Raw genomic sequence first — 22,952 nt, 5'->3', positions numbered from 1 at the left:
TGGGCGTGACGTGACCCGGTGTGGGTTAATCGGCGTGTTTCCATCGGCGTGGCGGACGCGGAAGGCCGTGCGGATTTGTCACTATCGGCCGTATGAAGCTCACCGGCTTGCTCTCGCGTAACCAAGAGACCCTCCCCGGGATCACCGGCGTCGCCAGGGTCGACAGGCGTACGCGCGAGCTGCTCCGCCGGCTGAGCCCCGGCGACATCGTCGTCCTCGACCAGCTCGACCTCGACCGTTCGACGGCCGATGCCTTGGTGGAGGCCGAAGTCGCGGCGGTGGTGAACGCCTCGCCGTCGATCTCCGGCCGTTTCCCCAACCTCGGCCCGGAGATCCTGCTCGAGGCCGGGATCCCGCTGGTCGATTCCGTCGGCGGCGAACTGCTGCGCAAGGTGAAGGACGGTACGAAACTCCGTCTGCACGAGGGCGTCGTCTACATCGGTGAGCGGCAGCTCGGCTCGGGAGTCCAGCAGACGCGGGAAAGCGTCGCGGACCAGATGATCGAGGCCAAGGCCGGGATGTCCACCCAGCTGGAGGCGTTCTCCGCGAACACGATCGAATTCCTCCGCCGGGAACGCAGCCTGATCCTCGACGGTGTCGGCGTCCCGGAGATCCGTGTCCCGCTACGGGATCGGCACGCCCTGGTGGTCGCGGGCGGCAACGGGCACGCCGAAGACCTCAAGAAGCTGAAGAAGTACATCGCCGAGCATCGGCCGGTGCTGATCGGTGTCGACGCCGGCGCCGACACCCTGCGCGCGCAGGGATATCAGCCGGACGTCATCGTCGGCGACCCGCACGGGATCGGCGCCGAGACGCTGCGCAGCGGTGGCGAGGTCGTGGTCCCGGCGCAGCCGGACGGGCACGCGCCGGGTGTCGAGCGCATTCAGGACCTCGGGATCGGCGCGGTCACCTTCCCCGCGACGGGCAACGCCGAGGACCTGGCGCTGCTGCTGGCCGACGCGCATGAGGCGAGCCTGGTGGTCACCGTCGGTTTCCAGGCGACCCTGCGGGAATTCCTGGACCACGGCCGGTCCGGATCGAACCCGTCGACGTTCCTCACCAGGCTCAAGCTCGGCACGAAACTGGTCGACGGCAAGGCGGTCGCGACCCTGCATCGCAGCAGGGTGTCCATCGGCGCCATCGTCCTGCTGGTCGTCGCGACCTTGGTGGCCGTCGCGGCCGCGCTGCTGGTGTCCGATGTGGGCTCGGTCTACCTCGACTGGATCCGCGACACCTGGAACTCGTTCATCGCCTGGGGCAAGGGACTCTTCACGTGATTTCACTGCGGTACCACATCGTTTCCATCGCCGCCTGCTTCCTGGCGCTCGCCATCGGGGTGGTGCTCGGGTCCACGGCGCTGAACGGTTCCCTGCTTTCGGGTCTCGCCGGCCAGAAGGAGGATCTGGGGTCCCAGGTCGCGGATCTGGAGGCGCAGCGCAACTCGCTCAACGCCAGGCTCAGCGACGCAGACACGTTCGCCGGCGCGATGGGGCCGAAGGTCGTCGCCGGGCAGCTGGACAAGCGTTCGGTGGTGCTGGTGACCACGGAGGACGCGAAGCCCGCGGACCGCGACGCGCTCAAGCAGCTCGTCGGCCAGGCGGGTGCCGCCGTCACCGGCGAGATCCAGCTGACCGAGGCGTTCTCCGACCCGACGCGGTCCGATCAGCTGCGTGACGTCGTGTCGCGCCTTCAGCCCGCAGGTGTCCAGTTCCCGACCGCGGGTGACCCGGGCACCCTCGCGGGCGCACTGCTCGGATCGGTGGCGTTGCTGAACAAGGACAACGCGCAGCCGCAGTCCACGCCGGTGGAGCTGGCGGCCGCGCTCGGCGGGCTCACCGACGGCGGTTTCCTCAAGACCGGCGGGGACGTGAAGCCCGCTCAGCTCGCGATCGTGCTCACCGGCTCCAAGTACACCGGTGACGGCGCCGGTGACCGTGCCTCGACCATCGCGCGGTTCGCCGCGCAGCTCGACCGTTCCGGCGCGGGCACCGTCCTGGCTGGCGACGCGGGATCGGCCGACGGCACCGGCGCGATCGGCGTCGTCCGCGCCGACACGTCGTCGACGTCCATCCTGTCCACTGTGGACAACGCGGAGACCGCGGCGGGCCGGGTCACCACGATCATGGCGCTGCGGGAGCAGCTCGAAGGCGGCGCGGGGCGCTACGGCATCGCGGGTAACGCGCAGGCCCCGGCCCCCGGCATCGCCGCCGCCGGTAACTGACCGAACGTGGGTCGTGAGTGGTAAGTGTCGTTCTAACGCGACTTACCACTCACGACCCGATTGACCGACCCACCACCGCCGCTTACCCCTACGGAACGCGAGGGTCGCTGGGCCAGACGCGGGTCTTGGGGAGTGGACGGGCGTAGGAACCGGCGCGGCTGGTCTTGAGATTCAGCGCCACCAGCGATTCGGCAAGGCGAACGGCGGCGGCGACGCCGTCGATCACCGGGATGTCCAGCATCGCCGAGATGCGGCGATCGAGGCCGGTCATCCCCGCGCAGCCGAGGACGAGGACCTCCGCGCCCGCGTCCCGGGCACGGCGTCCGGCGGTCAGCAGCGCCGATTCCGTCCGGCGTTCGTCGGTCAGTTCGAGCACCCCGAGCCCGGCACCGAGGACGCCGACACAGTTCTGCGCGACGCCCGAGGCGTGCAGACTGTCTTCGATGAGCCCGCACGTCCGGTCCAATGTGGTCACCACGCCGTAGCGTCTTCCCAGCAGGCAGGCCAGATGCGCGGCCGCCTCGGTGATGTCGACGACCGGGACGTCCAGCAGTTCCCGTGCGCCCTCCCGCCCGTGCTCGCCGAAACCGGCCATCACGAGCGCGTCGAAGGGTTCATCCAGTCCGTTGAGAAGGTCGAGGACGGCCGCGGCGCTGAGGAAGCTGTCCAACCAGCCCTCCGCGGATTCCGGGCCCCACAACGGTGTTCTGGCCACGATCTCGGTGCCGGGATTCGCCGCGGCGCGGGCGCCCGCCTCGATCTCCTTGGTCATCGCCTCGGTGGTGTTGCAGTTGGTGACCAGGATTCGCATCACGCGACCCGCTGTTTCCGCGATACGGCGAAGTACAGCGTCGCCGCGGAAGCGGTGCCGATGAACCACGAGTACGGCGCGGCGGGGGCGAAGAACGGCACCAGGGCGATGATCGCGGACAACGCCGCCGTCGGCAGGAAGGTGATCATCGCCCGCGGGTTGAACCCGCGTTCGTAGTGGTACGGCGAATCAGGTCCGGCCACGAACAGCTTGCCGACGTCGATCCGGCCGCGTTTCACCAGGTAGTAGTCCACGATCATGATGCCGAACAGCGGGCCGAGGAAGGCGCCGAGGCCGCCGAGGAAGTAGTTGACCACCGCGGGGGAGGAGTAAAGCTTCCACGGCAGCACGCACAACGCCGCGACCGCGCTGATCATCCCGCCGATGGTGAAGGTGATCCGTTTCGGCCAGATGTTGGCCAGGTCGTAGGCGGGGGAGACGAAGTTCGCGACGATGTTCACGCCCATGGTGGCGATCGCGAAGGTCAGCGCGCCGATGATCAGCACGGGCGTGTTGTCGATGCGGGCCAGCAGTTCGGCGGGGTCGGTGATGGCTTCACCGAATACCTGGAGGCTGCCCGCGGTCACCAGGACCGACAGCAGCGCGAACGCCGTCGAGTTGATCGGCAGACCCCAGAAGTTCCCGCGCCGCACGGTTTTCTGGTTCGGGGCGAACCGGGAGAAGTCGCAGAAGTTGAGCATCAGGGTGCCGTAGATGGACAGAATCAGGCCGACGGCGCCGAACCACTGCCGTACTTGTTCCCCTGTGGACAGTGCCTTCGGGTTGCCGGTCAAGGAGATGTTCCAGTCGGCGGCGGCCAGCACCCACACCGCGAGCGCGATCATCACGACCCAGATGCCGGGACCGCACCAGTCCTGGAACTTGCGCACGGCCTCCATGCCGCGGGTGAGCACGAGCGCCTGCGCGAGCCACAGCGCGATGAAACAGATCCAGCCGAGTGCGTGAAGGCCGAGAAAACCCACTTCCGTCAACGGTTTCAAGCCCGGATCGATCGCGAGCACGAGCAGCGTGATGGCCACGGAGGCGAGATAGGTCTGGATGCCATACCAGAAGATCGCGATGACCGCGCGGATCAGCGCCGGCAGATTCGCGCCGAAGGTGCCGAAACTGATGCGCGCTACGACGGGGAAGGGGACACCTGTCTTCTGGCCGATCCGGCCCATCAGGTTCATGCCGAAGTAGATGAGCACGAAACCGGTCAGCAGCGCGGTGAACACCTGCCACGCCGAGAGCCCGAGGACGAACAGACCCGCCGCGAAGGTGTAGTTGCCGAGGTTGTGCACGTCCGACATCCACAGCGCGAAGATGTCGTAGACCTTCCAGCGGCGTTCTTTCGCCGGGGCGAGATCTTCGTTCCAGAGCCGGGGATCGGCGGTTTCGGTGGTAGGCGCTTCGGACCGGGTTGCCGGGGCGGCGGTCATGCGGGCCTCCGATCGACGGGGACGTCCGGCCATTTTGGTATCCCAAAATTTGGCATCCCAAATATCACCCCGCGGTGGCCCGCCGTCAAGGTTTCTGCCGATAAACTCGGGTTACGGGCAGTTACGGCGGTGTTGAAGAGGGGGTCAGGTGGCAGAGGAAGGACCGCGTCAGCCGCTGGCCGCGACCCGGCAGCGGGTCCGGGACGAGCTGCGCGAACGGATCCTCGCCGGACGGTTGAAGCCGGGGGACAGACTGGTCGAACGTGAGCTCGCCGAGGATCTCGGCGTGTCGCGCGTCCCGGTGCGCGAGGCCATCCGCAGCCTGGAGGCCGAAGGCTTCCTCGCCGTCCAGTCGCCCCGTCGGATCGTCGTGCGCCAGCTGGCCAGGGCCGACGTCGAGGAGCTGTTCGACGTCCGTGAGGCGCTCGAAGGGCTCGCCGCCGGACTGGCCGCCGAACGGGCGGGCAAAGCGGAACTCCGCGCGCTCGAACGACTGCTCACCGACGCCGCCCGCGCGACCGAAAGCGGCGACCCGGCCCGGATCACCCTGCTCAACACCCGCTTCCACGACGAGATCGTCGCGCTGGCGGGCAACGGGCTGCTGCACGAGATCCTCCGCCCGCTCGAGGGCAGGCTTCGCTGGCTGACCAGCCAGAACGAGCACTGGGGCGAACTGCTCGACGAGCACCGCCGCCTCTACGACGCGATCGCTTCGGGCGACGCCGCCCGCGCGCGGGCCCACGCCGTCGAGCATGTGCGGGTGAACCGGGAGGTCACGCTGAAGACGTTGTTCCCCGAGGACGGCGACGAGCGTTCCGCGGGCTGAAGGGAGCTTTCCCCGCATGCGATGCGGGTAAAGCGCCCTTCGCCGCGTGCGACGAGGGGAAAGTCCCCTTCAGTCAACTGCCGAGCATCGAGGCCCAGGCTTCGGTGAATCCGGGGAAGGTCTTCCCGACCGTCCCCGGGTTCTCCACCTCGATCCCTTCGACGCGCAGTCCCAGGACGGCCGCCGCCATTACCAGCCGGTGGTCGTCGTAGGTGTGGAACTTCCCGCCGTGCAGCGGCGCCGGCGTGATCCGCAGCCCGTCCTCGGTCTCGCGGACGTCGGCGCCGAGCGACGACAACTCGGTGGCGAGCGCGGTCAGCCGGTCGGTCTCGTGGCCGCGCAGATGCGCCACCCCGGAAATGACCGACGGTCCTTCGGCGAAGCACAGCAGCGCCGTGATCACCGGCGTCAGCTCGCCGACGTCGTGCAGATCCAGTTCGACACCGGGGATCGTGCCGCTGCCGGTGACCGTCAGGCCGCCCGCGTCGAGTTCGGCGGTCGCGCCCAGGACGGGCAGCAGGCTGCGCAGCCAGTCGCCGGGCTGGGTCGTCCGCTGCGGCCAGCCCGCGATCCGTACCGTGCCGCCGGTCGCGACCGCCGCGGCGACGAACGGCGCCGCCGTCGAGAGATCCGGCTCGACGACGTACTCGGGGCAGGAAAGCCGTGTCGGGGCGACGTGGAACTCGGCGCCCTCGCGGTCCACCGTGGCCCCGAAGCGGCGGAGCATCTCGACGGTCATCGCGATATGCGGTTCGCTCGGCATCTGGCCGCCCACGAGGCGCACGGTGACACCCTGCTGGAACGACGGCCCCGCGAGCAGCAGCGCGGACAGGAACTGGCTCGACGCCGAGGAGTCCAGATCGACCTTGCCGCCCCGCAAGCCGCCTTCGCCGTGGACGGTGAACGGCGGCGCTTCGCGGCGGTCGTCGTCGATGCGGGCGCCGAGGTCGCGCAGCGCCTTCAGCAGCGGTCCGATGGGACGGCGGCGGATGGCCTCGTCGCCGTCGAACAGCGCCGGGCCGGTGCCCAGCGCGGCGAGCGCGGGCGTGAACCGGGCGACCGTGCCCGCGTTGCCGAGTTCCACCCGGACGGTCTCTTCGGGATGGACGCGGCCCGGACCGAGCGGGTGCACGAGGTAGCCGCCGATACTGCCCTGCGAGTGGGCGCCGAGGGCGTAGATAGCGCCGAGCATCAGGCGCGCGTCCCGGGAGTCGAGCGGGGTCCGCACTCGCGTCGGCGCGCTGGCGAGCGCGGCGAGGACGTAGGCCCGGTTGGTGATCGACTTCGAACCGGGGACGCGGATGTCCGCGTCGAGCGGGCCTTCCGCGACCGGTGCGGTCCAGGTGTCGTGCGCGTCTGTCACGCCGCGAGGGTAGCGGTTTTCCACTCCATCGGACGCTTGCGGCGTGGCCGATGAGCGCCACGATGGGCGTGCGATAAGGTGGAAGCCCGTGGGACTTCAGTCGCGGGCTACCAAGTATGTCTTTGTCACCGGAGGCGTTGCCTCCTCTCTGGGTAAGGGACTCACGGCTTCCAGCCTGGGTCAGCTCCTTACCGCACGTGGGCTCCGGGTCACGATGCAGAAGCTGGATCCGTACCTCAACGTCGATCCGGGCACGATGAACCCGTTCCAGCACGGTGAGGTGTTCGTCACCGACGACGGCGCCGAAACCGATCTGGACATCGGGCACTACGAGCGTTTTCTCGACCGGGCTCTCGACGGCAAGGCGAACGTCACCACCGGGCAGGTGTACTCCGAGGTCATCGCCAAGGAGCGCCGCGGTGAGTACCTCGGCGACACCGTGCAGGTCATCCCGCACATCACCGACGAGATCAAGGCGAGGATCACCGCCGCGGCGGGCGCCGACGAGGACGGGAACAGCCCGGACGTCGTGATCACCGAGGTCGGCGGCACCGTCGGCGACATCGAGTCGCTGCCGTTCCTGGAGGCCTGCCGTCAGGTCCGCCACGACGTCGGCCGTGACCACTGCTTCTTCCTCCACGTCTCGCTGGTCCCGTACCTCGCCCCGTCGGGCGAGCTGAAGACCAAGCCGACCCAGCACTCGGTCGCCGCGCTGCGCAACATCGGTATCCAGCCCGACGCGCTCGTCTGCCGCGCCGACCGCGAGCTGCCGGAGGACCTCAAGCGCAAGATCGGCCTGATGTGCGACGTCGACACCGAGGCCGTCATCGCCTGCCCCGACGCGCCGTCGATCTACGACATCCCGAAGGTGCTGCACCGTGAGGCGCTCGACGCCTACGTGGTGCGCCGTCTCGGGCTGCCGTTCCGCGACGTCGACTGGACCGTGTGGGGCGACCTGCTCGACCGCGTGCACAACCCGTCGGAGACGGTGCGGGTCGCGGTCGTCGGCAAGTACATCGACCTGCCGGACGCGTACCTTTCGGTGACCGAAGCGCTGCGCGCGGGCGGGTTCGCCCACCGCGCCAAGGTCCAGATCGCCTGGGTCCCCTCGGACTCCTGCGAGACCCCGGCGGGCGCAGCCGCCGCGCTGTCCGATGTGGACGGTGTGCTGATCCCCGGCGGGTTCGGCATCCGCGGCATCGAGGGCAAGGTCGGCGCCATCGCCTACGCCCGCACCCACGGGCTGCCGCTCCTGGGTCTGTGCCTCGGCCTGCAGTGCATGGTGATCGACGCGGCGCGGAACCTGGCCGGGATCAAGGACGCGAACTCGGCCGAGTTCGAGGACGGCCCGAACCCGGTCATCTCCACGATGGCCGACCAGCGCGACGTCGTGGCCGGTGAGCGCGACATGGGCGGCACGATGCGGCTCGGCGCCTACGTCGCCAAGCTGAAGCCGGGCTCGCAGGTCGCGAAGGCGTACGGCAGCACCGAGGTCTCCGAGCGGCACCGTCACCGCTACGAGGTCAACAACGCTTACCGCAAGCGCCTTTCCGACGCCGGTCTGGTGTTCTCGGGCACCTCGCCCGACGACCACCTGGTCGAGTTCGTGGAGCTGCCCGCCGACAAGCACCCGTTCTTCGTCGGCACCCAGGCGCACCCGGAGCTCAAGAGCCGCCCGACCCGTCCGCACCCGCTGTTCAGCGCGTTCGTGAAGGCCGTCGTGGACCGCAAGGTCGCCGAGCGGCTTCCCGTCGAACTGCCCGAGACGGCTCAGACGGGAGCCCGGTGACCGAGCCCGGCAAGCACGAGTTCACCGTCGCGTCCACAAGGGACGTCCACATCGGACGTGTGGTGGGGCTGCGGGTCGACGAGGTCGTGATGCCCGGCGGGGGCACCGCCCGCCGTGAGGTCGTCGAGCACCTCGGCGCGGTCGCCGTCGTCGCGCTGGACGGCGATGGCGTGGACAGCGCTGTCACGCTGATCCACCAGTACCGCCACCCGATCGGGCGGCGGCTGTGGGAACTGCCCGCCGGGCTGATCGACAAGGCGGGGGAGGACCCCGTCGGCGCGGCCAAACGCGAACTGGTCGAGGAGGTCGGGCTCAGCGCCGAGCGCTGGGAGACCCTGGTCGACGTCGCGGCGTCGCCCGGCTTCACCGACGAGGTCGTCCGCGTCTACCTCGCCCGCGACCTGTCCGAAGTGGACAGGGAGATGCTCGGCGAGGAGGAGGCCGACCTCGTCATGCGGAAGTTCCCGCTCGCCGAAGCGGTCCGGATGGCGCTGGCGGGTGAGCTGGTGAACGGGGCGACCGTCGGTGGCGTGCTCGCCGCGCACGCGGTGCTTTCGGGGGCCGCTTCGTCGCGGCCGTCGGACGCGCCTTGGGAGGACCGGCCGACGAAGTTCGCCTCACGCGGTCTCTAGCGCTCGTGAGTGGTAAAGACGGTTAGAACCGTCTTTACCACTCACGAGGTTCTAGTCGCGGAGATGGCGTCCCTGAGCGTCGGTACCGCCGTTCGCCAGCAGCACGATCCCGTCGACCATCGGCCAGGCCACCCCGATGCCGCAGGTGAACACCACGACCGCCAGCTGGCCCAAAGCGAGACCGATGTGGCCGGTGTAGAAGCGCCCGATCCCGAACGGCAAGACGATCTGCAGTACTCCGGCGGCGACCTTCGACTTCGGTGAGCAGGGCATGACCGCGGCCGGTCGCCGGTACACGGGCACGAACGGCGGCGGGTCGAACCGCGGCGCCAGGTACGCCGGATGAGGCGCGGGCAGGTCCTGGAACAGCGGCCGGAGTTCGCCGAGCGTCACGGCCTCGTAGGCGGCCAGGACGCGGCCCTCGTATTCGTCCGGCGTGAGCCTCCCCTGGCTGTAGTGGTCGCCGAGCAGCCGCGCCGCCTCTTCGCGCTCGGCGGTGCCGACGCGCATTTCCTCCGGATCCGGTTGCTGGGACATGCTCCCAAGGTAGCCCGTTTCACACCCGCGACGCGGTACGCGCGGCGAACCCCCGAACGGGTCGCGGTGGTCCTAGAGTGTCCGTGTGTCACGGGCTGGCGGTGCCGGAGTCGCCCAGGTGGTCGCCGCTTACCTCGACCACCTGGTGGTCGAGCGCGGAACCGCGAGGAACACCCTCGACAGCTACTCCCGCGACCTGCGCCGGTACACCGCGTACCTCGGCGGTGCCGACGTCGAGCGCTTCGCCGACGTCACCTCGGCGCACATCACCTCGTTCGGCGCGGCGCTGCGCGAAGGCGACGAAGAGCATCGGCCGCTGGCCGCGTCCTCGGCGGCCCGCGCGCTGGTCGCGGTGCGGGGGCTGCACAAGTTCGCGCACGCCGACGGCATCACCGAGCACGACCCGGCCCGCGAGGTCCGCCCACCCGCCGCGGCCAAACGGCTGCCCAAGGCGCTGCCGGTGGACGACGTGCTGAAACTGCTGGAAACCCCTCCGCCCGAGGGCGAGCGGCCGTTGCGGGACAGGGCGCTGCTGGAGCTGCTCTATTCCACCGGCGCGCGGATCTCCGAGGCCGTCGGGCTCGACGTCGACGACATCGACGACGCCGAACGGACCGTGCTGCTCGACGGCAAGGGCGGCAAACAGCGCATCGTGCCGATCGGCCGACCCGCGCTGGAAGCGGTGCACGCGTATCTCGTCCGTGCGCGGCCGGCGCTCGCCACCCACGGCCGTGGGACGCCGGCGATGTTCCTGAACGCCCGCGGCTCCAGGCTTTCCCGGCAGAGCGCGTGGCAGGTTCTCAAGGACACCGCGGAATCCGCGGGCATCACGGCGGGCGTTTCCCCGCACACGTTGCGCCATTCCTTCGCCACGCATCTTCTCGAAGGCGGTGCCGACGTCCGCGTCGTGCAGGAACTGCTCGGCCACGCTTCGGTGACCACCACCCAGGTGTACACGCTGGTCACGGTCAACACGCTCCGCGAGGTTTACGCGACAGCACATCCCCGCGCGCTCGGCTAGGACAGCGCCTAAACGACCCGGTCGATCTCGGCGTGCCTCGTTGGCTCGACTCACGGATCGCGCATAGGCTGCCGAAGATCCTGCCGAAGAGGAGCTTTCGCGCCATGTCGACACCGAACGAGCCGGCGAAGCCGTCCGCGTCCGCCGGTTCGGCCGCGGCGAGCCTCAGCCAGGTGACCATCGCCACCCCCGCCGAACACGACGGCGACGAACCGTCGGAGGACACGATCTCTTCCCGTGGCCGCAAGGCCAAGCGCGCCAAAGAAACCAAGCAGCAAGAACTCGAAAAGGACGGCATCGGCCCCACCGGCCGTCCGTACCGCGAGATCCCCGATCCGCCGCCGCTGGACCGGCACGGCCCCGCACTGGTGATGGCCATGTGCAACCAGAAGGGCGGCGTCGGCAAGACGACCTCGACCATCAACCTCGGTGCGGCCCTCGCCGAATGCGGCCGCCGGGTACTGCTGGTCGACTTCGACCCCCAGGGCGCGCTCTCGGTCGGCCTCGGCATTCAGCCGCACGAGCTGGACCAAACGGTCTACAACGTCATCATGGAGCGCTCGGTCAGCATCACCGACGTCATCCGGAAGACCCGGGTGGACGGCGTCGACCTGCTGCCGAGCAACATCGACCTGTCCGCGGCCGAGGTCCAGTTGGTCGCAGAGGTAGGGCGCGAACACACGTTGTTACGGGTCCTTCGTCCGGTCATGAACGACTACGACTATGTTCTTGTCGACTGCCAGCCCTCGCTAGGCCTGCTGACGGTGAACGCACTGACCGCCGCGGACGGTGTGATCATCCCGCTGGAGTGCGAGTTCTTCAGTCTGCGAGGCGTAGCGCTCCTGATCGACACCATCGAGAAGGTGCAGGAACGCCTCAACCCCAAACTGGACATCACCGGGATTCTCGCCACCATGTACGACCCGAGAACCCTGCACTCGAAGGAGGTCATGGCCAGAGTGGTGGAGGCATTCGGCGACACCGTGTTCGACACGGTGATCAACCGCACCGTGCGGTTCCCCGAGACGACGGTCGCGGGCGAGCCGATCACGACCTGGGCTCCCAAATCAGCAGGCGCGGCGGCTTATCGCGCGCTGGCCCGCGAGGTGATCGCTCGGTGAGCAGGCGAGCTTCCCTGCCCGGAGCGTCCGAACTTTTCAGGATCACCTCCAGCCCGGCCCTCGATCTCCCGCCCGCGCCCGAGCAGCCGCCCCCTTCGACGGGCAACGGGAACGGTTCCGGGGACGAGACGGGGCAGGCGCACAAGGAACAGTTGACCCGCGCCGCGCGCAGCGGTTCCGGGCGGACCAAGCACGACGCGAAGATCACCGTCTACGTCTCCGGCGACGAACTGCTGGCGATGGAGCAAGCCAGGCTGAACCTCCGGGCGAAGCACGGTCTCGTACTCGATCGCGGCAGGCTGGTCCGCGAGGCTGTGGCCGTCCTGCTGGCCGACTTCGACGCGGCGGGCGAGGAGTCGGTACTCGTCCAGCGCTTGCGGGCGGGTGCCGAGGACGGGAAAGAGACCGAGAACTGATGGACGACCCGGCCGCGGCTGCTCCCAGCGGCCCGGAGCCGGTCGAGCGGACAGAGGCAGAAGAGACCCCCGTCGTGCACGAGACCGTGCACGGCGGGATGGTCCCCGAAGGACTGGCCAGTGAAGAGCTGAGCACGTCCAAGTTCAAGGTGCACCTGGAGAACTTCGAGGGGCCCTTCGACCTGCTGCTCCAGCTGATCTCGCAGCACCAGCTCGACGTCACCGAGGTCGCGCTGCACCGGGTCACGGACGATTTCATCGCCTATACCCGCGCGCTCGGCACGGAGTGGAACCTCGACGAGACGACCGAGTTCCTGGTCATCGCGGCGACCCTGCTCGACCTCAAGGCGGCGCGCCTGCTGCCCGCCGCCGAGGTGGAGAGCGAAGACGACCTCGCCCTGCTCGAAGCACGGGACCTGCTGTTCGCGCGTGTGCTGCAGTACCGGGCGTACAAGCAGGTCGCGGCGCTGTTCGGGGAGCTGGAGGCCGGCGCGTTGCGGCGGTATCCGAGGTCGGTCGCGCTCGAAGACCGGTTCATGGGGCTGCTTCCCGAAGTGATGCTCGGCGTCGACCCGGCGAAGTTCTCCGAGATCGCGGTCGCGGTCTTCAAACCGAAGCCGCCGCCGACGGTGTCGATCGCGCACATCCACATGGGCCGCGTCTCGGTGCGCGAGCACGCCGCGCTGCTGCGGCTCAAGCTCGCCGAACTAGGCGAAGCGACCTTCGGCGAGCTTGTCGAGGACTGTGAGCACACCGTCGAGATCGTGGCGCGGTTCCTCGCGCTGCTGGAGCTGTACCGGGAGTCTTCGGTCCAGTTCGAGCAGCTGGAGGCGCTCGCCGAACTGCACGTGCGCTGGACCGGCGGGTCCGTGGCGGAGGCGTCGGTGGCGGCCGAACAGGACCGCGCCGCCGCGGAGGACGAGGAGTACGGGTGAGCCCGGAGAACACCGAAGAGACCGAGAAGACCGGAGACGCCGAGACCAGGGATGGACTGAAAGCTCCCATCGCCGAGTCCGACGAGGCGAAGGACGCTTTCGTCGCGCCGGATGAGGTGAAGGACGCTTTCAGCCCGCCGGAGGCGGAAGCGGAGGCGGGGGAGGCGGAGCCGCCTGCCGACGAAGGTCTCGTCGCGGCGGGTGACGGCGACTATCCCGACGTCACCTCCGACGAGGTGCTCGAAGCGGCCCTCGAGGCGTTGCTCCTGGTCGTCGATTCGCCGATCAACGAGGAATCGCTCGCCGAGACGGTCGGGCAACCCGTGTCGCGGGTGACCGTGGCGCTGCGCACGATGTCGCAGAAATTCACCGAGCGGACCAGCGGAATCGACCTGCGCCGAGTCGGCGAAGGGTGGCGGTTCTACACTAGGGACGTCTATGCCCCGTTCGTGGAGAAGCTTCTGCTCGACGGCCAGCGTTCCAAGCTGACGCGAGCCGCACTGGAGAGCCTCGCCGTGATCGCCTATCGGCAGCCGGTGACCAGGGCCAGGGTCGCCGCCGTCCGAGGGGTGAACGTGGACGGGGTGATCAGGACGCTGCTGGCGCGCGGCCTGATCGAGGAGATGGGGACCGACCCCGAAACCACTGGCACGCTGTACGTGACGACCGAGCTGTTCCTGGAGCGACTGGGCCTGTCGTCCCTGGCCGACCTTCCGCCCATCGCTCCGTTGCTACCCGAAGTGGACACCATCGATGACATCTGACCCGCATCCCGACGGCATTCGGCTGCAGAAGGTCCTTTCGCAGGCCGGCGTCGCCTCGCGGCGCGCGGCCGAGGACCTGATCGTGCGCGGTCGCGTGAGCGTGGACGGCAAGGTGGTCACCGAACTCGGCCGCCGGGTCGATCCGGACAACTCCGTGATCCACGTCGACGGCACCCGCGTCCAGGTCCGCGAGGACCTCGTCTACCTCCTGCTGAACAAGCCCAAGGGCGTGCACAGCACGATGAACGACGACCGCGGCCGTCCGTGCGTCGGCGACTACCTGCGAGGCCGGTACGAGGAGACGCCCGGCATCGTGCACGTCGGCAGGCTCGACGAGAACACCGAGGGGCTTCTGCTCCTCACCAACGACGGCGACCTCGGCCACCGGCTGATGCACCCGTCGTTCCGCGTGCTGAAGACCTACTTCGCCGAGGTCGAGGGCATCGTCCCGCGCGGGCTCGGCAAGGAACTGCGGGCGGGCTTCGAGCTGCCGGACGGCATCGTCAAGGTCGACCAGTTCCGGGTCAAGGACATGCTGGCCGGGCGCACCCAGATCGAGCTGGTCATCCACGAGGGTCGCAAGCACATCGTGCGGCGGCTGATGGCGGCCACCGGGCACCCGGTGCGCAAACTGGTCCGGACCGCGCTCGGCGACGTCCAGCTCGGCGCCCAGCGGTCGGGCTCGATCCGGCGGCTGAACCGCGGCGAGGTCGGCTCGCTGTACCGCGCTGTCGATCTGTAAGCCCGGACCCCGCCCCGCCACCACCCTCAATGGACAGGCTGCGCCTGACTGTAAGACTTTCCGCTCTACTGCACGGGTGATCTTCGCGTTTAGCTCTTCCTGACGGGCTTTCAGCCGACGGGGAAGGGCTCAACCGTGAAAACAGTTGTGCTGGCAGGGATCTTGGCGGTCGCCGCGGCCGTGGTCGCGGCACCGCAGTCCGCGGCGAAACCGCGGGGCAGCGAACCGGTCTACGACTTCGCCCAGGCCGTCCGCGAGACGGCTTGGGTGGATATCGGGCTCGACGGGGACGGCGACGGCCGCTCGGACCGGGTCGCCGCCGACATCATCCGGCCGAAGGAACCGGCGGCCGAGGGCAAGAAGGTCCCGGTCATCATGGACGCGAGCCCGTACTACTCGTGCTGCGGACGCGGCAACGAGAGCGAGCTCAAAACCTACGACCCGTCCGGCAGGCCGGTCGGGTTCCCGCTCTACTACGACAACTTCTTCGTCCCCCGCGGGTACGCCGTGGTCCTGGTGGATCTGGCCGGTACCAACAAATCCCGCGGTTGCACCGACATCGGCGGGCCTTCGGACATCAATTCGGCACGCAAGGTCGTCGACTGGCTCAACGGCCGGGCGAACGGCTACACGACGGCGACCGGCCCGGCCAGGACGAACGCGACGTGGTCCACGGGCGCGGTCGGCATGATCGGGAAGTCCTACGACGGCACGGTGGCCAACGGCGTCGCCGCGACCGGTGTCGACGGGCTCAAGACCATCGTGCCGATCGGCGCGATCAGCTCCTGGTACGACTACTACCGCTCCGACGGCGCGAGCCTGCGCCAGGGCAGCCCGGCGGGACTCGCGCAGACCGTTTCGCAGCGCAACGGCGGGCAGAACTGCGGTGCGGCGAACCAGAAGCTCACCTCGGGCGCGACCTCGAACGGCGACTACAATTCGTTCTGGCTCGACCGGGATTACGTGCAGAGCGCCTCGAAGGTGAAGGCCAGCGTGCTCGCTTCGCACGGCCTTGGCGACCTCAACGTCAAGACGATCAACTTCGGGCAGTGGTGGGAAGCACTCAACGTCGAGCGCAAGATCTGGCTGACGCAGGCCGGTCACGTCGACCCGTTCGACTACCGGCGGTCGGCGTGGGTCGACACCCTGCACAAGTGGTTCGACCACTACCTGCTCGGCGTCGACAACGGCATCGAGAAGACCCCGGGCGCGAGTGTGGAACGCGAGCCCGACGTCTGGGTGGACCAGGCGGCGTGGCCCGCGGGCAGCGCCGTCACCCTGCGTCCCGCGTCCGGCGGCACGCCGGGCGTCGGCACGCTCGGCACGACCGCGGGGACGGGGACGGCGTCGTTCACGGATTCATCCGGCCAGTCCTCGAACAGCTGGGCGGCGAGGCCGACGGAGACCGCGAGCGGACGCGTGCTGTTCAGCACCGGCGCGCTTGCGAAGGATCTCCACGTGTCCGGAACGGCGAAGGTGACTGTGACCGCGACGCCGTCGACGTCCACGGCGCGGCTCTCGGCGATCCTGGTGGACTACGGCCCGGCGACGATCCGGAACTACACCGGGCCGAAGGAAGGCATCAAGAACGAGATGACCCAGTCGTGCTGGGGAGCGAGCGCGACGGGCAACGACGCCTGCTACCTGAACACGAGCACCGACGCGGTCTCGGTGGGGCTGAACATCATCAGCCGCGGGTGGGCGGATCTGGCGAATCACCGTTCGCTGAGCCAGGAATCGCCGCTTGCTCCGGGGCAGCCGTACACGATGACGTTCCGGTTGGCGAGTACGGATCACGTTGTGCCGCAAGGACATCAGCTCGCGCTGATCATCGGCGGGACGGACGGCTCGTTCATCTCGGGTCCGTCGCAGTATCCGAAGATCACGGTGGATCTGGGCAAGACTTCACTGGCGCTGCCTGTCGTGGGCTCGGGACCGTCCGCCGTTCCGGCGGCGCTTCCGGCGGCTCCGGCGCAGATCGCGCCTGCCACGGTTTCGGGGCTGGAGCGCGGCTAGGCAAGTGCGATGAAGGGTCTCTCATCGCGAAATTCGCGATGAGAGACCCTTCATCTCGTCAACGTCCGGCGGTCACGACCCACACCCCGCCGGGGATCCGCACCCCGTGCGGAGTCTCGAATTCGCCGAGTGCGTCCTGGACCCGGTCGCGGAGGCCGGCGACGGAGACCGCGTCGACGCTCCGCAGGTTGTGCTGGATCGGGGCCATCGAGAAGAGGAACTCCGTCGCGTCGTGGGCGTCCACCCCGAAGCCCATGTCCGCGTCCACCGGGTTGATCTCGATGTCGCGGAAGCCCGCCGCCGTGAGCACCTCGGTGATCCGTTCGGGAGCCAGCAGCGAACCCATCCCGCGTGCGGCGGGGGAGGGCTCGCGAAGGTAGGGCGCGAGTGCCGCCGTCGCCCGGGCGTAGGCGCTGTCGGTGTCGCCTGACCGAGGCCCCACGAAGGCCAGCCGCCCGGCCGGCGCCATCGCTTCGCGAAGGTGCTCGAACGCCGCGACCAGGTCGGCGAAGAACATCACGCCACCCCGGCTGATGACGACGTCGAAGCCGGGACCGTCGAACGGGTGCACCTGCGCGTCTCCCTGCTCGAACGCGATGTTGGTGATTCCTTCGGCCGCCGCGTCCAGGCGAGCCCTTTCCAGCTGTGGTGCCGAAAGGTCGATGCCCAGCGCGTGCCCGCTTCCGGCCTTCTTCGCGGCCAGCCGGGTGGTGAGTCCGGCGCCGCAGCCCACATCCAGGACGGCGTGACCGTCACCGATGTCCGCCGCGTCGAAAAGCGGCGCGTCGAAGGCTTCCATCATTCCGTTGTACCGATCAGGGCGAGCCGCCCAAAGCCTGCCCTCCCAGCCGTTCCACGCTTCGGCCTGTTGCTGATTGACGATCGCCGTCATCCCGGCACCCCATCCGCGTCGTTACTAGAGTTGGACTCTAGTGGTTGACTCTAGAGATAGACTCCAGTCATGAGTGGTGTCAAGGGCGCCCGATCCGAACGGGCGGCGGAAACCCGGCGGCGGATCATCACGGCCGCCACAGAGCTCTTTCTCGCCGACGGCTACGGCGCGACCACGCTTCAGCAGGTCGCGGTCCGGGCGGGGGTGGCGGTCCAGACCATCTACTTCACCTTCCGCAACAAGCCGACGCTGCTGAAGGAACTGGTCGACGTCGCGATCGCCGGCGACGACGGTCCACTGGCGACGATGGAGCGGCCGTGGTTCGCGCGGGTGGTGGACGCGCCGGACGCGCGCGGGTCGCTGAACGCGCTCGTCACCGGCAGCCGGGCCGTGCTCGAACGGGTCGCCGCCGTCACCGACATGGTCCGCACCGCGACAGCGGCCCACCCCGAGCTACGCGAACTGTGGCCGGATCGCGAGGATCCGCGCCACGCCGTGCACGCGGCGGCGGCGAAGGCCCTGATGGAAAAACCGGGCGCCGTCACCGGTCTTGCCGTCGACAGGGCGGCGGACGTCCTCTACGCCCTGCTCAGCCCGGAGATGTTCCTGATCCTCACCCGCGACCGCGCTTGGCCGCCGGAGGTGTGGGAGCGCTGGGCGGAAGACACTCTGGCCGCTCAATTGCTCGAGCGGGCCTAGTGTCCTGAGTCGTTAGTTCGCGTCGTAAGTTCTTCTGGTCTCGGGGTGTCTGAAGGGGACTTTCACCGCATGCGACGCGGGTAAAGCGCCCTTCATCGCGTGAGACGAGGGGGACTTGCCGACGGGAACCGACCGTGCCATGAATGTCCACAAGGGACACGCTTCGGCGGCTGAATGTCCGGTTGATGTCCATGTGTTCGATTTGCTGAGGGGGTCGTGAGTGATAAAGAGGGTTAGAACGCTCTTTATCACTCACGACGCCCTCGCGAAACCAGGCAAAGTAGTCAAATCAGGCGCAACTATCTCGGGGATCGTCCCTTAAGGACAGTCAAGGACCCCACCTTCACCTCGCGACCCGGCCCAGGCGCAAACGGCCGGATGCCGATACGGACTTACGACGCGAACTTCTGACTCAGGACACTAGACGAATGCCCTGAACGGTCCGTTCCTTGCGAAATTTGCAAGGAAAGGACCTTTCATGGCGCGTGTGGGCGGGGTCAGCCGGTCTGCGAGGCCGGGCTCTTCGAGCCGAAAGGCTTCCGCTGCAAAGCCCGCGCCACCGGCTCCACGATTCGCGCGGCCGTCGGGCCGAGGATCGCCATCAGGAGCACGTACGCCGTCGCGAGCGCCGCGAGTTCGCCGGTCACCGCGCCCGCCGCCACCGCCAGCCCGGCGATGACGATCGAGAACTCGCCTCGGGCGACCAGCGCGGCCCCGGCTCTCGCGCGGCCCATCTTCCCGATGCCTTGCCTCCGCGCGGCCCACCAGCCGGTGCCGACCTTCGTGAGCGTGGTCGCGACTGCCAGGACGACCGCCCAGCCGAGCACGGGCGGGATCGAAGCCGGGTTCGTGTTGAGACCGAACACGACGAAGAACACCGCGGCGAAGAGGTCTCGCAGCGGTTCGAGCATGTGCGTCGCGTTCTCCGCCGTCGAACCCGAGATCGCGATGCCGAGCAGGAACGCGCCGACCGCGGCCGAAACCTGCATCGCCGAAGCGACACCGGCGACCAGCAGTGCCGCGCCGAGGACCTTGAGGAGGAACACTTCGCGGTCCGGGCTGTCCACCGCCGCGGAGACGTACCGGCCGAACTTCAGCGCGATCACCAGGACCACGGTGATGACCATCAGGGAGATCCCGACGGCCTTCAGCCCGCCGAGGAAGCTCACCCCGCCGAGCACCGCGGTGAGGATCGGCAGGTACAGCGCCATCACCAGGTCCTCGAACACCAGGATCGACAGCACCACCGGGGTTTCCCGGTTACCGAGCCGGCCGAGGTCGCCGAGCACCTTCGCGATGATCCCGGACGACGAGATGTAGGTGACGCCCGCCATGACGATCGCGCCGATCGGCCCCCAGCCGAGGATGAGCGCGACGATCGCACCCGGTGCGGCGTTGAGCACGATGTCCACGACGCCCGCCGTCCACGAGCGTTTCAGCCCGGTGAACAGTTCGGCCGCCGAATACTCCAGGCCCAGCAGGAGCAGCAGCAGGACGACACCGATCTCGCTGGCGAGGTGGGTGAAGTCACCGATGTCGCCGAGCGGGATCAGCCCGCCCTGCCCGAAGCACAGGCCGCCGATCAGGTACAGCGGGATCGGGGACATCCCGATCTTCCCGGCGAGACGCCCCAGCGCGCCCAGCCCGAAGAAGACCGCCCCGAGTTCGATCAAGGACAGTGCGGTGTGATCCATCCGCGATCAGCCGTACTTCAGGATCTTGACGGCGGCCTCGAGACCTTCGGAGGTGCCGACCGCGACGAGCACGTCGCCCGCGGTGAGGTTGAAGTCCGGATTGGGGGAGGGGTGGACCTGACCGGCCCGCATCACGGCGACGATCGAGACGCTCGTGCGCGTCCGCATGGCGGTGTCGCCCAGCGTCCGCCCGTCGAACGGCGACGACGCCTTGATCGGGAGCTGCTTGGTGTTGATACCGGGCAGATCCCGGTGCTCTTCGGTGAGCTGGGCGACGAGCTGGGGCGCGCCGAGGAGGTTCGCCAGCGCGCCCGCTTCGTCGGTGGTGAGCGGAAGTGAGGCCAGGCAGGCATCGGGATCGTCCGTTTTGGACACGATCAGTTCGACGTGTCCATCGCGGTGGGTCACCACGCCCACGCGGCGGCCGTTGCGGGTGGCGAAGTCCTTGCGGACGCCTATTCCGGGGAGCGGGGTCACTTCGACGTTCACGACGTCAACAGTAACTCACTGTCCGTTTTGCGCCGGGCGGATCAGGAACAACGCCGAGATCACGACCATCACGGCGCACGTCGCGCCGTGGATGCCGAGCGCGGCGCCCACGGACCCGTTGTGGGTCAACACGATCAGCATGTCGCCGAACGGTATGAACGCCAGCGCGAGCATCGCCCAGCCCAGCGCGCGGACGTTCCGGAACAGGAGCAGCGCGAGCACCACGAGCGCCGTGCCGATGTCGCGGACACCCTTGACCGCGAGGATCGGGTCACCCTCGGACGGCATCACCGGCAGCCCGAAGCCGCCCGTCTGAGTCTCCGGGAAGAACACGTAACCGCTACCGAAGTAGAGGACGAAGAGCACGAGGGCGGCGGACAGGACGTAAGCGATCTTGATTCTGGTCATGGTCTCCGACTCCAAGAGCTAGCAGTGCTAGGAACGTCGAGGACATTAGCGCTAGCACTGCTAGCTTGTCTAGCGGTGCTAGCATATTCGTATGGCCACGAACCCCCGGCGCGAGCGGGACCGCTCGCAACGCGAACAGCTGATCGTCACCACCGCTCGCGAGATCGCCGAAGAAGAAGGCTGGGACGCGGTCACCACCCGGCGGCTGGCGGCGAAGATCGAGTACAGCCAGCCGGTGCTCTACAGCCATTTCTCCGGCAAGGGGGCGATCATGGCGGCCGCCGCACTGGAGGGATGCGCCGAAATGGCCGTGCACCTGCGGAAAGGAGCCGGGACGGCGGAAGACTCGCGTGGCGCCTTGCGGCGGCTGGCCGAGAACTACTTCGACTTCGCCGACCGTCACCCCGCGCTCTACGACGCGATCTTCACCCTCGCCAGCGAACTGACCTTCGCCAGTCCGGACAGCCCTGCCCCGTTGCGGGACGCGTTCGGCGCTCTGCTCGAATGCGCCGGCCCCGCGGCGGGTGAGCACGACCCCGCCCTCTACACCGAGACGTTCTGGGCCGCCCTGCACGGCCTCGTCACCCTCGAACGCAGTCGCCGGTTGCCCGCGGACGCGCGCGCGGAACGCATCGGCATGCTCGTCGACCGGTTCGCCGTGGGCGGCTGAGGCGTGTCGTTCGCCACCAGGCAGAATGGTCGTCGATCAGATGAGCGACGAATGAGCTGAGGAGAGTTTCGGTGGCGGGAGCCCTGCGTGGTGTGGTCGCGATGGACGGCCCGTCCGGAACCGGGAAGTCCACGGTTTCGCGGAAGCTCGCGACGAAGCTCGGCGCCGGCTACCTCGACACGGGCGCGATGTACCGCATGGTGACCCTCGCCGTCCTGCGTGCCGGGGTCGACCCGGCCGACGCGGACGCGGTCTCCGACGTCGCCCGGAAGGCCGAACTCGGCATCGGGACCAGTCCTGACGAAGCGACCGTGACCCTGGCGGGCGAGGACGTCTCGGCCGAGATCCGAGCGGCTGACGTCACCACCGCGGTGTCGCCGGTTTCGGCCGTCCCCGCGGTCCGCGAACTGCTTGTCGCCCGGCAGCGCGAGATCATCGCCGAGGTGCTCGATCGCGTCGGCGGCATCGTGGTCGAAGGCCGCGACATCGGCACCGTCGTCTCGCCGGACGCCCCGCTCAAGATCTTCCTCACCGCCTCGGCCGAGGTCCGTGCCGCGCGCCGCAGCGCGCAGGACTCCGCCGCCGGCCGCGAGTCCACTGTGGACGTCGCGAAGGCGGCCGTGGAACGGCGCGACCGCCTGGACTCCACGCGGGCGGCTTCGCCCCTGCGCGCGGCCGAGGACGCCGTCGAGGTGGACACTTCGGCGCTCAACATCGACCAGGTGATCGTCGCGCTGGCGGAACTGGCCCTGCACCGTGGGCTTCTCGAGGGTTGCCCGGCCGAGGTGACGAGGTGACCGCGCAGGGCCTTCCCGAGGGTGCGAGCGGCCCGATCCACACGTTCGGCCGGGGGATCTCGAAGTTCATCGTCCGGCCGGGCTTCCGGGTACGGGTGCACGGCGCCGAGCGGGTCCCGGCGTCCGGTCCGGTGGTGTTCATCGCCAACCACAGCTCGATGGTGGAACCGCAGCTGCTCTTCGGAATGTTGCCGAGGCGCACGGCGTTCCTGGTCAAGGAGGAACTTTTCCGGGGATTCGTCGGCTGGTTCTTCCCGAAGCTGGGCCAGATCCCGGTGAAACGGGGTGCGGTGGACCGCAAACCGCTGATGACGGCGGTCAAGGTGCTCGAGGACGGCGGTGCCGTGGGGATCTTCCCCGAAGGCACGCGCGGCCTCGGTGACGCCGAAAACTTCGAGCGCGGCGCGGCCTTCCTGGTCCGCGCCGGGAACGCGACCGTGGTTCCGGTCGCCACTCGGGGGACGTACAAACCCGCCGGCGCCAAGAGGCGTTGGCGGCCACGCGTCGACATCATGGTCGGCGAACCTTTCACTCCCGCCATCGGGAAGGGAAGGACAGGGCTGGAGGAGGGAACCGAGCGGCTTCGCATCGCGCTCGCGGACCTCGTGAAGGCACTGGACGAATGGCGCTTGGAGCACGGGCTCCGAGACACGCGACAGGATTGAGA

General features: G+C 68.7%; 24 protein-coding genes. 16 read left to right on the top strand and 8 right to left on the bottom strand.

The annotated features are described in order from the left end of the window. The first annotated feature begins 92 nt into the window (after positions 1 to 92). The gene (steA, locus tag H074_RS38615) at positions 93 to 1,277 is read left to right on the top strand and encodes a putative cytokinetic ring protein SteA (RefSeq protein ID WP_007035542.1); all 1,185 of its coding nucleotides are present in this window, start codon (positions 93 to 95) and stop codon (positions 1,275 to 1,277) included. Next, positions 1,274 to 2,221 carry a copper transporter gene (locus tag H074_RS38610; RefSeq protein WP_007035541.1) on the top strand — a complete coding sequence of 316 codons (948 nt, stop codon included), beginning with the start codon at positions 1,274 to 1,276 and terminating at the stop codon, positions 2,219 to 2,221. Before steA ends, H074_RS38610 begins: the two co-directional genes overlap by 4 nt. An 88-nt stretch (positions 2,222 to 2,309) precedes the next feature. Here the strand turns inward: H074_RS38610 and H074_RS38605 are convergent, their stop codons facing one another. Both H074_RS38605 and H074_RS38600 read right to left on the bottom strand, forming a co-directional pair. Beyond that, positions 2,310 to 3,032 carry an aspartate/glutamate racemase family protein gene (locus H074_RS38605; protein ID WP_007035540.1) on the bottom strand — a complete coding sequence of 241 codons (723 nt, stop codon included), beginning with the start codon at positions 3,030 to 3,032 and terminating at the stop codon, positions 2,310 to 2,312. Beyond that, positions 3,032 to 4,474, bottom strand: coding sequence for an NCS1 family nucleobase:cation symporter-1 (locus H074_RS38600; protein WP_007035539.1), 1,443 nt, complete (start codon positions 4,472 to 4,474; stop codon positions 3,032 to 3,034). The genes H074_RS38605 and H074_RS38600 overlap by 1 nt, the downstream gene beginning before the upstream one ends. 148 nt (positions 4,475 to 4,622) lie before the next feature. On the opposite strand from H074_RS38600, the gene H074_RS38595 reads away from it, so the two are divergent. Next, positions 4,623 to 5,300 carry a GntR family transcriptional regulator gene (locus H074_RS38595; RefSeq protein ID WP_007035538.1) on the top strand — a complete coding sequence of 226 codons (678 nt, stop codon included), beginning with the start codon at positions 4,623 to 4,625 and terminating at the stop codon, positions 5,298 to 5,300. Positions 5,301 to 5,373: 73 nt separating this feature from the next. Here the strand turns inward: H074_RS38595 and aroA are convergent, their stop codons facing one another. Then, positions 5,374 to 6,663, bottom strand: coding sequence for a 3-phosphoshikimate 1-carboxyvinyltransferase (gene aroA / locus H074_RS38590; RefSeq protein ID WP_007035537.1), 1,290 nt, complete (start codon positions 6,661 to 6,663; stop codon positions 5,374 to 5,376). Positions 6,664 to 6,751: 88 nt separating this feature from the next. Here aroA and H074_RS38585 point away from each other — a divergent pair, with 88 nt between their 5' ends. Together H074_RS38585 and H074_RS38580 are read left to right on the top strand one after the other, a co-directional pair. After that, positions 6,752 to 8,452: a CTP synthase gene (locus H074_RS38585; RefSeq protein WP_083920576.1), complete on the top strand. Its 1,701-nt coding sequence runs from the start codon at positions 6,752 to 6,754 to the stop codon at positions 8,450 to 8,452. After that, entirely contained in the window at positions 8,449 to 9,084 is a 636-nt protein-coding gene (locus H074_RS38580) for an NUDIX domain-containing protein (RefSeq protein ID WP_007035535.1), read from the top strand. Before H074_RS38585 ends, H074_RS38580 begins: the two co-directional genes overlap by 4 nt. Positions 9,085 to 9,135: 51 nt before the next feature. Here H074_RS38580 and H074_RS38575 read toward each other — a convergent pair whose 3' ends face one another. Beyond that, positions 9,136 to 9,621 (bottom strand): DUF1707 domain-containing protein, encoded by a 486-nt coding sequence (locus tag H074_RS38575; RefSeq protein WP_039924582.1) that lies wholly within the window; start codon positions 9,619 to 9,621, stop codon positions 9,136 to 9,138. Positions 9,622 to 9,739: 118 nt separating this feature from the next. On the opposite strand from H074_RS38575, the gene xerD reads away from it, so the two are divergent. From xerD to H074_RS38540, 7 genes are all read left to right on the top strand, one after another. Then, complete coding sequence (gene xerD, locus H074_RS38570; RefSeq protein WP_007035533.1) at positions 9,740 to 10,642, top strand: site-specific tyrosine recombinase XerD; 903 nt, start codon at positions 9,740 to 9,742, stop codon at positions 10,640 to 10,642. A gap of 104 nt (positions 10,643 to 10,746) precedes the next feature. Continuing rightward, the gene (locus H074_RS38565; protein WP_007035532.1) at positions 10,747 to 11,763 is read left to right on the top strand and encodes a ParA family protein; all 1,017 of its coding nucleotides are present in this window, start codon (positions 10,747 to 10,749) and stop codon (positions 11,761 to 11,763) included. Further along, the gene (locus H074_RS38560; RefSeq protein WP_007035531.1) at positions 11,760 to 12,179 is read left to right on the top strand and encodes a hypothetical protein; all 420 of its coding nucleotides are present in this window, start codon (positions 11,760 to 11,762) and stop codon (positions 12,177 to 12,179) included. The genes H074_RS38565 and H074_RS38560 overlap by 4 nt, the downstream gene beginning before the upstream one ends. Continuing rightward, the gene (locus H074_RS38555) at positions 12,179 to 13,114 is read left to right on the top strand and encodes a segregation and condensation protein A (protein WP_007035530.1); all 936 of its coding nucleotides are present in this window, start codon (positions 12,179 to 12,181) and stop codon (positions 13,112 to 13,114) included. The genes H074_RS38560 and H074_RS38555 overlap by 1 nt, the downstream gene beginning before the upstream one ends. Beyond that, positions 13,111 to 13,878 carry an SMC-Scp complex subunit ScpB gene (gene scpB / locus H074_RS38550; protein WP_007035529.1) on the top strand — a complete coding sequence of 256 codons (768 nt, stop codon included), beginning with the start codon at positions 13,111 to 13,113 and terminating at the stop codon, positions 13,876 to 13,878. The genes H074_RS38555 and scpB overlap by 4 nt, the downstream gene beginning before the upstream one ends. Continuing rightward, positions 13,868 to 14,620: a pseudouridine synthase gene (locus tag H074_RS38545; RefSeq protein WP_007035528.1), complete on the top strand. Its 753-nt coding sequence runs from the start codon at positions 13,868 to 13,870 to the stop codon at positions 14,618 to 14,620. The genes scpB and H074_RS38545 overlap by 11 nt, the downstream gene beginning before the upstream one ends. Before the next feature lie 147 nt (positions 14,621 to 14,767). After that, positions 14,768 to 16,636, top strand: coding sequence for a Xaa-Pro dipeptidyl-peptidase (locus H074_RS38540; RefSeq protein ID WP_007035527.1), 1,869 nt, complete (start codon positions 14,768 to 14,770; stop codon positions 16,634 to 16,636). 58 nt (positions 16,637 to 16,694) lie between these two features. Here the strand turns inward: H074_RS38540 and H074_RS38535 are convergent, their stop codons facing one another. Continuing rightward, a complete protein-coding gene (locus H074_RS38535; protein WP_007035526.1) occupies positions 16,695 to 17,528 on the bottom strand; it encodes a class I SAM-dependent methyltransferase in 834 nt (277 codons plus the stop codon). A 69-nt stretch (positions 17,529 to 17,597) separates the two neighbouring features. Here H074_RS38535 and H074_RS38530 point away from each other — a divergent pair, with 69 nt between their 5' ends. Next, complete coding sequence (locus H074_RS38530; RefSeq protein WP_007035525.1) at positions 17,598 to 18,227, top strand: TetR/AcrR family transcriptional regulator; 630 nt, start codon at positions 17,598 to 17,600, stop codon at positions 18,225 to 18,227. Positions 18,228 to 18,724: 497 nt separating this feature from the next. Here H074_RS38530 and H074_RS38525 read toward each other — a convergent pair whose 3' ends face one another. Genes H074_RS38525 through H074_RS38515 form a run of 3 tightly spaced genes read right to left on the bottom strand, consistent with a single transcriptional unit; the run spans position 18,725 to position 20,818 of the window. Then, on the bottom strand, positions 18,725 to 19,921 hold the full coding sequence (locus H074_RS38525; RefSeq protein ID WP_007035524.1) for a cation:proton antiporter: 1,197 nt from the start codon (positions 19,919 to 19,921) through the stop codon (positions 18,725 to 18,727). A 6-nt stretch (positions 19,922 to 19,927) separates the two neighbouring features. Continuing rightward, positions 19,928 to 20,410 (bottom strand): cation:proton antiporter regulatory subunit, encoded by a 483-nt coding sequence (locus tag H074_RS38520; RefSeq protein WP_007035523.1) that lies wholly within the window; start codon positions 20,408 to 20,410, stop codon positions 19,928 to 19,930. Between the two features lie 15 nt (positions 20,411 to 20,425). Beyond that, positions 20,426 to 20,818, bottom strand: coding sequence for a DUF4267 domain-containing protein (locus tag H074_RS38515; RefSeq protein ID WP_007035522.1), 393 nt, complete (start codon positions 20,816 to 20,818; stop codon positions 20,426 to 20,428). A 91-nt stretch (positions 20,819 to 20,909) separates the two neighbouring features. Here H074_RS38515 and H074_RS38510 point away from each other — a divergent pair, with 91 nt between their 5' ends. The 3 genes from H074_RS38510 (at position 20,910) to H074_RS38500 (ending at position 22,950) form a co-directional block, all read left to right on the top strand. Further along, a complete protein-coding gene (locus tag H074_RS38510) occupies positions 20,910 to 21,488 on the top strand; it encodes a TetR/AcrR family transcriptional regulator (protein WP_007035521.1) in 579 nt (192 codons plus the stop codon). A gap of 92 nt (positions 21,489 to 21,580) precedes the next feature. Then, positions 21,581 to 22,285 (top strand): (d)CMP kinase, encoded by a 705-nt coding sequence (gene cmk / locus H074_RS38505; RefSeq protein ID WP_039924579.1) that lies wholly within the window; start codon positions 21,581 to 21,583, stop codon positions 22,283 to 22,285. Then, positions 22,282 to 22,950, top strand: a complete 669-nt coding sequence (locus tag H074_RS38500; RefSeq protein ID WP_007035519.1) for a lysophospholipid acyltransferase family protein — start codon at positions 22,282 to 22,284, stop codon at positions 22,948 to 22,950. Before cmk ends, H074_RS38500 begins: the two co-directional genes overlap by 4 nt. Positions 22,951 to 22,952: the final 2 nt, after the last annotated feature.

Source organism: Amycolatopsis decaplanina DSM 44594 (genome assembly GCF_000342005.1).
GTDB classification, from domain to species: domain Bacteria; phylum Actinomycetota; class Actinomycetes; order Mycobacteriales; family Pseudonocardiaceae; genus Amycolatopsis; species Amycolatopsis decaplanina.
Note: the sequence above shows the minus strand (reverse complement) of the source record. Positions and strands in the feature narration are given on the sequence as shown.